Here is a 6599-nt window from a genome sequence, read left to right on the forward strand (position 1 = left end):
AAGCTTCCGTTCCGGACCGGGCGATGTGGTCGAATGCGTACGCACAGTGCTCATATATCCGGGAGGTCTCAACTAGGGAAAGACTCCCGCTCAACCATGCTTTCGATCTTGCTCCGTTGATGTGAAGTGGACTATACCTGTCGGCACCCGCCAGGGCTGTTGCACACACTCTGCGGGCCGGGGGGAACGGGGGAGACGGGCAGGCGTGCGTCCATTCACTGCTGCCCGCGATCTGTTCTCACTGTAGACCGTGTACAACCCAAGCTTCACTGAATTTCCCCCTGGGAAACACAGCAACTGACTGCGGTGGCGGGGCCCTTCGCCTGAGGCGATACACACGGGCGACTTGTTCACCGCCTGAGTCCTGATGAAGGCGAGGACTTGAGCATGGGATCGACCTCCGCGCACAACAATGAGGGTCTCGGCCGGCGCAATCTGATCAAGCGCTCCGCGGCGCTCGGCCTGATCGCCGTTCCCACCATGGGCTTTCTCTCCGCCTGCGCCACCGGCGGCGACGGCGGCGACGGGAAGAAGACCGAGGCCCCCAAGGGTGAGACGTCGGCTAAGAACCCGCTCGGGGTGAAGAACGGTGCCGCGCTGGAGGCGTTCATCTTCAAGGGCGGCCTGGGCGACCAGTACGCCAAGGACGCCGAGGCCGACTACAAGACCACCTACAAGGCCGACGTCAAGCACACCGGTACGCAGGAGGTCGGCCCCAAGCTCACCCCCCGGTTCGCGGGCGGCAACCCGCCGGACGTCATCGACAACTCCGGCGCCAACCACCTGGACATGAACAAGCTCTCCAGCCAGGGGCAGCTCCAGGACCTGGGCGTGCTGCTGGACGCGGCGTCGCTGGACGACCCGGCCAAGAAGGTCCGCGACATCATCCACCCCAGCACTCTGGAGAAGGGCCGGCACGGCGACAAGTTCGACGTGCTCTACTACGCCTTCACCATCTACGGCACCTGGTACTCCCAGAAGCTGCTGGACGAGAAGGGCTGGACCTACCCCAAGACCCTCGACGAGATGGTCGAGCTCTGCGGGGAGATCAAGAAGGAGAAGATCGCGCCCTGGACGTACGCGGGCAAGCACCCGTACTACGTCCACTTCAACCTCTTCGCCCAGATCGCCAAGATCGGCGGCATGCAGGCCTGGACCGCGATCGACAACCTGGAGCCCAACGCCTGGACGGGCAACGACGCCGTCAAGCAGGTCATCGAGCACTACGAGGAGCTGGCCGCCAAGAAGTACTTCCTGGAGGGCAGCCAGGGTCTGACCCACATCCAGTCCCAGACCGCCTGGACCAAGAACAACGCCGTCTTCATCCCCAATGGCTCCTGGGTGGAGAACGAGGCCGCGCCGACCACCCCGAAGGACTTCGGGATGGCGGTGGGCGCCCTCCTCGACGGCACCGGCGACAAGCTGCCGCAGGGCACCCTGCGCGGTGAGCCCAGCGAGCCGTACATCGTCTCGGCCAAGGGCAAGAACCCGGTCGGAGGCATGGAGCTGCTCCGCATCATGCTGTCGAAGAAGCACGCGCAGAACTTCGCCACCAAGGTGAAGTCGCTGACCTGTGTGGTGGGCGCCACCGAGGGCATGACGCTCTCCCCGGGCCTCGCCTCCGCGAGCGCGGCGGTCAAGGCGGCCGGTGACAACCTCATCAGCCTCCAGCTCCAGGAGTGGTACCCGGCGCTCACCGACGAGAAGATCGGCGGCCTGACCGGCCAGCTGCTCACCGGTGACCTCAAGGCATCCGAGTGGATCAAGAAGACCCAGGCGGAGGCCGACAAGGTGGCCAAGGACAGTTCCGTCACCAAGTTCAAGCGCAGCAGCTGAATCTGACACGGCATCAGTCCGAAGGAAGAGGGGAAGGGCCGGGAAGCACATGCAACACGGCAAATACCGATTCATCGTGGGCTTCCTGGCCCTACCTTTGATCATCTACGGCATCTTCGTACTGTCGCCGTTCGTCCAGGCCTTCCAGATATCCATGACCGACTGGTCCGGTCTGGTCGGCACCGCCAAGTTCGTCGGCATGGAGAACTTCCAGCGGCTCTGGGAGAGCGACGACTTCTGGAACGCGCTGCGCCACAACGTCTACATGCTGGCGCTCGTCCCGGTGGTCACCCTCGGCATGGGCCTGTTCTTCGCCTTCATGCTCAATGTGGGCGGCAAGCGCAAGAAGAACGAAGTGGTCACGGGTGTGACCGGGTCGAAGTTCTACAAGTTCGTCTTCTTCTTCCCGCAGGTCATCTCCATCACCATCGTCGCGGTCATCTGGTTCAACATCTACAACCCCGACCCCAACGACGGCATGCTCAACTCGCTGCTCGGGGCGGTCGGTCTCGACAGCCTCCAGAACTCCTGGCTCGGCGAGAAGAGCATCGCCCTCTGGTGCATCAGCGCGGTCATGGTCTGGGGCCATGTCGGCTTCTATGTGGTGCTGTTCTCGGCGGCGATGGCCTCCATCCCCCGGGAGATCTACGAAGCGGCACTGCTGGACGGTGCCAACCGCTTCCACACCTTCTTCAGGATCACCCTCCCGCTGCTGTGGGACGCGGTGCAGACCGGCTGGGTGTACATGGGCATCATCGCCCTGGACGCCTTCGCCCTGGTCCAGATCATGTCGGTGAACATGGGCGGACCCGATGGCGCGACCGACGTCATGCCGCTGCGGCTGTATCTGACGGCCTTCCGGGACAGCCAATTCGGCTACGCCTCCGCGATGGGAATCGCGATGCTCATTGTCACGATGACGTTCGCACTGCTCACCATGCGCTTCGCGCGGCGTGAGCGGATCGAGTTCTAGGGGTACGGCGGATGACGACCGAAGAGATCGATGTGGCCAAGCGGGAAACACCCGCCGGGGCCACCGGAACGACCGGCCCGGCGGCGGGGAGGAAGACCCCCCGCAAGGAGGGCGGGGTGCTCAATGTCTTCTCCCACGGCATACTCGTCGTCTGGGCGCTCATGGTCGGTGTTCCGCTGCTGTGGGTGCTCTGGAGCGCCTTCAAGGACAGCAATGGCATTCTGACCGACCCCTGGGGACTGCCCACCACCCTCCACTGGGAGAACTGGTCCAACGCGTGGAACGACGCGAACATGGGCCAGTACTTCGTCAACACCGCCATTGTGGTGGGCGGCTCGGTCGTCGGCACCATGGTGCTGGGTTCCATGGCCGCCTATGTCCTGGCGCGCTTCACCTTCCCGGGGAACAGGTTTATCTACTACCTGTTCGTGGCGGGCATGTCCTTCCCCGTCTTCATGCTGGTGATTCCCCTCTTCTTCGTGCTGAGGGACTTCCCGGGCAGCTCGCTGCTGGCGACGTACCACGGACTGATCCTGGTCTACATCGCCTATTCGCTGCCCTTCACCGTCTTCTTCATGACGTCGTTCTTCCGCACCCTGCCCAGCTCGGTGGCGGAAGCGGCGATGATCGACGGGGCCTCGCACACCCGGACGTTCTTCCAGGTGATGCTGCCGATGGCCAAGCCCGGCCTGATCAGCATCGGCATCTTCAACTTCCTGGGGCAGTGGAACCAGTATCTGCTGCCGATGGTCCTCAACCAGCAGGAGGAGAAGTACGTCCTCACCCAGGGGCTCGCGATGATCGCGCTCCAGCAGGGCTATGAGAACGACTGGGGAGCGCTCATGGCCGGCATGATGATCGCCATGCTCCCGGTGCTGATCGTCTACGCGATCTTCCAGCGCCAGGTGCAGGCGGGTCTGACGGCGGGCGCGATCAAGTAGCGCCCCGCACGGTCCGTACGGTCCGGCATGCCCGGCGGCCCCCGGTGGAACCCTTCCACCGGGGGCCGCGCTCCGTCCGCCGCCCGATCGAGGTCTTGACGGACGAACCCATCGGCAGGGACCTTGTGCTTCACAAGTTGGAGAAAGGGCGGGGATTCCTCATCGGGGTCCCCGATCGGAGGACGGCCGTCGTGCCGCCCTCCCGGGCAGGAGTGGATGGGCTGATGGAGACTCCGGGATCGCAGACCTCGCTGCACCGGGCCAATCTCGGACGGGTCGTGCGGGCCGTCCGGCTGGCCGGCTCGCTGACCCAGGCCGAGATCGCGCGCACCACCGGCCTGTCGGCGGCCACCGTCTCCAATATCGTCCGCGAGCTGAAGGAGAGCGGGACCGTCGAGGTCACCCCGACCTCCGCCGGGGGCCGCCGCGCCCGCAGCATCTCGCTGAGCGGGGACGCGGGCGCGGTGATCGGGGTCGACTTCGGCCACACGCATCTGCGGGTGGCCGTCGCCGACCTGGCCCACCGGGTGCTGGCCGAGGAGTCCGAGCCGCTCGATGTGGACGCCTCGGCGCAGGACGGCTTCGACCGGGCCGAGGAGCTGGTGGGCCGGCTGATCTCGGCCTCCGGGATCGGCCGGGACAAGGTGATCGGCGTCGGCCTCGGCGTCCCGGGCCCGATCGACGCGGAGTCCGGCACCCTCGGCTCCACCTCGATGCTGCCGGGGTGGATCGGCACCAACCCCAGCAAGGAGATGGCCGAACGGCTCGGCGTCCCCGTCCGGGTGGACAACGATGCCAACCTCGGGGCCCTGGGCGAACTGGTCTGGGGCGGCGGCCGGGGTGTGCGCAACCTCGCCTATCTCAAGGTCGCGGGCGGTGTCGGCGCCGGTCTGGTCATCGGCGGCCGGATCTTCCGGGGGCCCGGCGGCACGGCCGGCGAGATCGGGCATCTCACCCTGGACGAGTCGGGCCCGGTCTGCCGCTGCGGCAACCGGGGCTGTCTGGAGACCTTCGCCGCCGCCCGCTATCTGCTGCCGCTGCTGAGCCCCGCCCACGGTCCCGGGCTGACGATGGAACGGGTGGTGGGTCTGGCCCACGGGGGAGACCTCGGCTGCCGCCGGGTGATCGCCGACGCGGGCCGGCACATCGGCAGCGGGGTGGCCGCCCTGTGCAATCTGCTCAACCCCAGCCGGGTGCTGCTCGGCGGCGACCTCGCCGAGGCGGGTGAGCTGGTGCTCGGACCCATCCGGGACGCCGTCTCGCGCTACGCCATCCCCAGCGCCGCCCGGCAGCTGACCGTGGCCGCCGGCTCCCTGGGCCCCCGGGCCGAGGTGCTGGGCGCGGTCGCCCTGGTGCTCAGCGAGATGGGCGACACCGGCCTGTTCGACGGCATGCCACCGGGCGGCGGTGCCGTCTTCACGTAAGCATCTTCACTTAAAGAACACATGGCACCGTTGTCATCTCGTTAAGGATTTACTCCTTGACCCCGGCTCCGGCGCCGAGTTGACTGCCTGCCACCTCGGCCGCGATGACGCGGCCCCGTCAGGAGGTTCCACGGATGAACGCACATCTGCGTCGTGCAGCCGTTGCCACCGCCGCCACCGTCACGGCCGGCTTACTCGCCGCCTGCGGCAGTGCCAAGGAGTCCGGAGACAAGGCGAAGGAGACGGACACCGCCGCCAAGGGCGACCGGCTCACGGTCGGTCTGCTGCTCCCGGAGAACCAGACCGCGCGCTATGAGAAGTTCGACAGACCCCTCATAGAGAAGAAGATCAGCGAGCTGACGGACGGGAAGGGCGAGGTCGTCTACGTCAACGCCAAACAGGACGCGGCGCTCCAGACCCAGCAGGTCGACACGATGATCACCAACAAGGTCGATGTGATCATCCTGGACGCGGTGGACGCCCGGGCCATCGCGGGCGCCGTGACCAAGGCCAAGGGCGCCGGCATCCCGGTCGTCGCCTTCGACCGGCTCGCCGAGGGACCCATCGACGCCTACACCTCCTTCGACAACGAGGAGGTCGGCCGGGTCCAGGGCAAGGCGCTGCTCACCGCGCTGGGGAAGAAGGCCCGGGACGGGCAGATCGTGATGATGAACGGCTCGGTCACCGACCCCAACGCCGCCGACTACAAGAAGGGCGCGCACTCCGTACTCCACGGCAAGGTGAACATCGGCAAGGAATACGACACCAAGGAGTGGAAGCCGGAGAACGCCAACGCCAACATGGAGGCGGCGATCTCCGCCCTCGGCAAGAACGAGATCATCGGGGTCTACTCCGCCAACGACGGGATGGCCGGCGGCATCATCACCGCCCTCAAGGCCGCCGGGCTCGACCCCCTGCCCCCCGTCACCGGCCAGGACGCCGAACTCGCCGCCGTGCAGCGCATCGTCTCCGGTGAGCAGCACTCCAGCGTCTACAAGCCCTACGCGGGCGAGGCGGACGCCGCCGCCGAGATGGCCGTCGCGCTCGCCCGGGGCGAGAAGCCCGGCGAGCTGGCCGGGGACACGGTGGACAGCGGGACGGCGAAGAACGTGCCCGCGGTGCTCGTGCCGGTGGTGCCCCTCACCCGGGAGAACATCCGGGACACGGTCGTCAAGGACGGGGTCTACACCGTCCAGGAAATCTGTGCCGACAAGTACCGGGCCGACTGCGAGAAGCTCGGTCTGACCCCCTAGCCGGACCGCGCCGGCGCGCGGGCCCGTGTCCCGCGCGCCTCCCCTCCCTCCGGTTCCGTACGCGCGTACGCCCCCGTCCCCGTGCCCCGCCGACCCCCGGCGGGGCACCCCGACCCGACCGGGCTCGTACGCCGCGCCACGGCAGAACGGAAGCGCGTCGGGTAGGGAAAGA

5 protein-coding genes are annotated in these 6599 nt (G+C 66.9%); all 5 read left to right on the forward strand.

Going from position 1 to position 6599, the window contains the following annotated elements; translation table 11 throughout:
- Window positions 1-387: 387 nt before the first annotated feature.
- The 5 genes from ngcE to ABT122_RS25260 all read left to right on the forward strand — a co-directional run bounded on the left by ngcE (window position 388) and on the right by ABT122_RS25260 (window position 6427).
- Window positions 388-1836, forward strand: a complete 1449-nt coding sequence (gene ngcE, locus ABT122_RS25240) for an N-acetylglucosamine/diacetylchitobiose ABC transporter substrate-binding protein (RefSeq protein WP_351556537.1) — start codon at window positions 388-390, stop codon at window positions 1834-1836.
- A gap of 49 nt (window positions 1837-1885) precedes the next feature.
- Window positions 1886-2809, forward strand: coding sequence for a carbohydrate ABC transporter permease (locus ABT122_RS25245; protein ID WP_351556539.1), 924 nt, complete (start codon window positions 1886-1888; stop codon window positions 2807-2809).
- Between the two features lie 11 nt (window positions 2810-2820).
- A complete protein-coding gene (locus ABT122_RS25250) occupies window positions 2821-3750 on the forward strand; it encodes a carbohydrate ABC transporter permease (protein WP_351556541.1) in 930 nt (309 codons plus the stop codon).
- A gap of 224 nt (window positions 3751-3974) precedes the next feature.
- Window positions 3975-5174, forward strand: a complete 1200-nt coding sequence (locus tag ABT122_RS25255) for an ROK family transcriptional regulator (RefSeq protein WP_351556543.1) — start codon at window positions 3975-3977, stop codon at window positions 5172-5174.
- A 134-nt stretch (window positions 5175-5308) separates the two neighbouring features.
- On the forward strand, window positions 5309-6427 hold the full coding sequence (locus tag ABT122_RS25260) for a substrate-binding domain-containing protein (RefSeq protein WP_351556545.1): 1119 nt from the start codon (window positions 5309-5311) through the stop codon (window positions 6425-6427).
- The last annotated feature ends 172 nt before the right edge of the window (window positions 6428-6599 follow it).

This window comes from Streptomyces sp. NPDC001985, from assembly GCF_040296845.1.
In the GTDB taxonomy this organism is placed as follows: Bacteria; Actinomycetota; Actinomycetes; order Streptomycetales; family Streptomycetaceae; genus Streptomyces.

Bases quoted from the DNA above. Each gene is read 5' to 3' on its own strand.
- ngcE (WP_351556537.1), top strand. From the start codon at position 388: ATGGGATCGACCTCCGCGCACAACAATGAGGGTCTCGGCCGGCGCAAT.
- ABT122_RS25245 (WP_351556539.1), top strand. From the start codon at position 1,886: ATGCAACACGGCAAATACCGATTCATCGTGGGCTTCCTGGCCCTACCT.
- ABT122_RS25250 (WP_351556541.1), top strand. From the start codon at position 2,821: ATGACGACCGAAGAGATCGATGTGGCCAAGCGGGAAACACCCGCCGGG.
- ABT122_RS25255 (WP_351556543.1), top strand. From the start codon at position 3,975: ATGGAGACTCCGGGATCGCAGACCTCGCTGCACCGGGCCAATCTCGGA.
- ABT122_RS25260 (WP_351556545.1), top strand. From the start codon at position 5,309: ATGAACGCACATCTGCGTCGTGCAGCCGTTGCCACCGCCGCCACCGTC.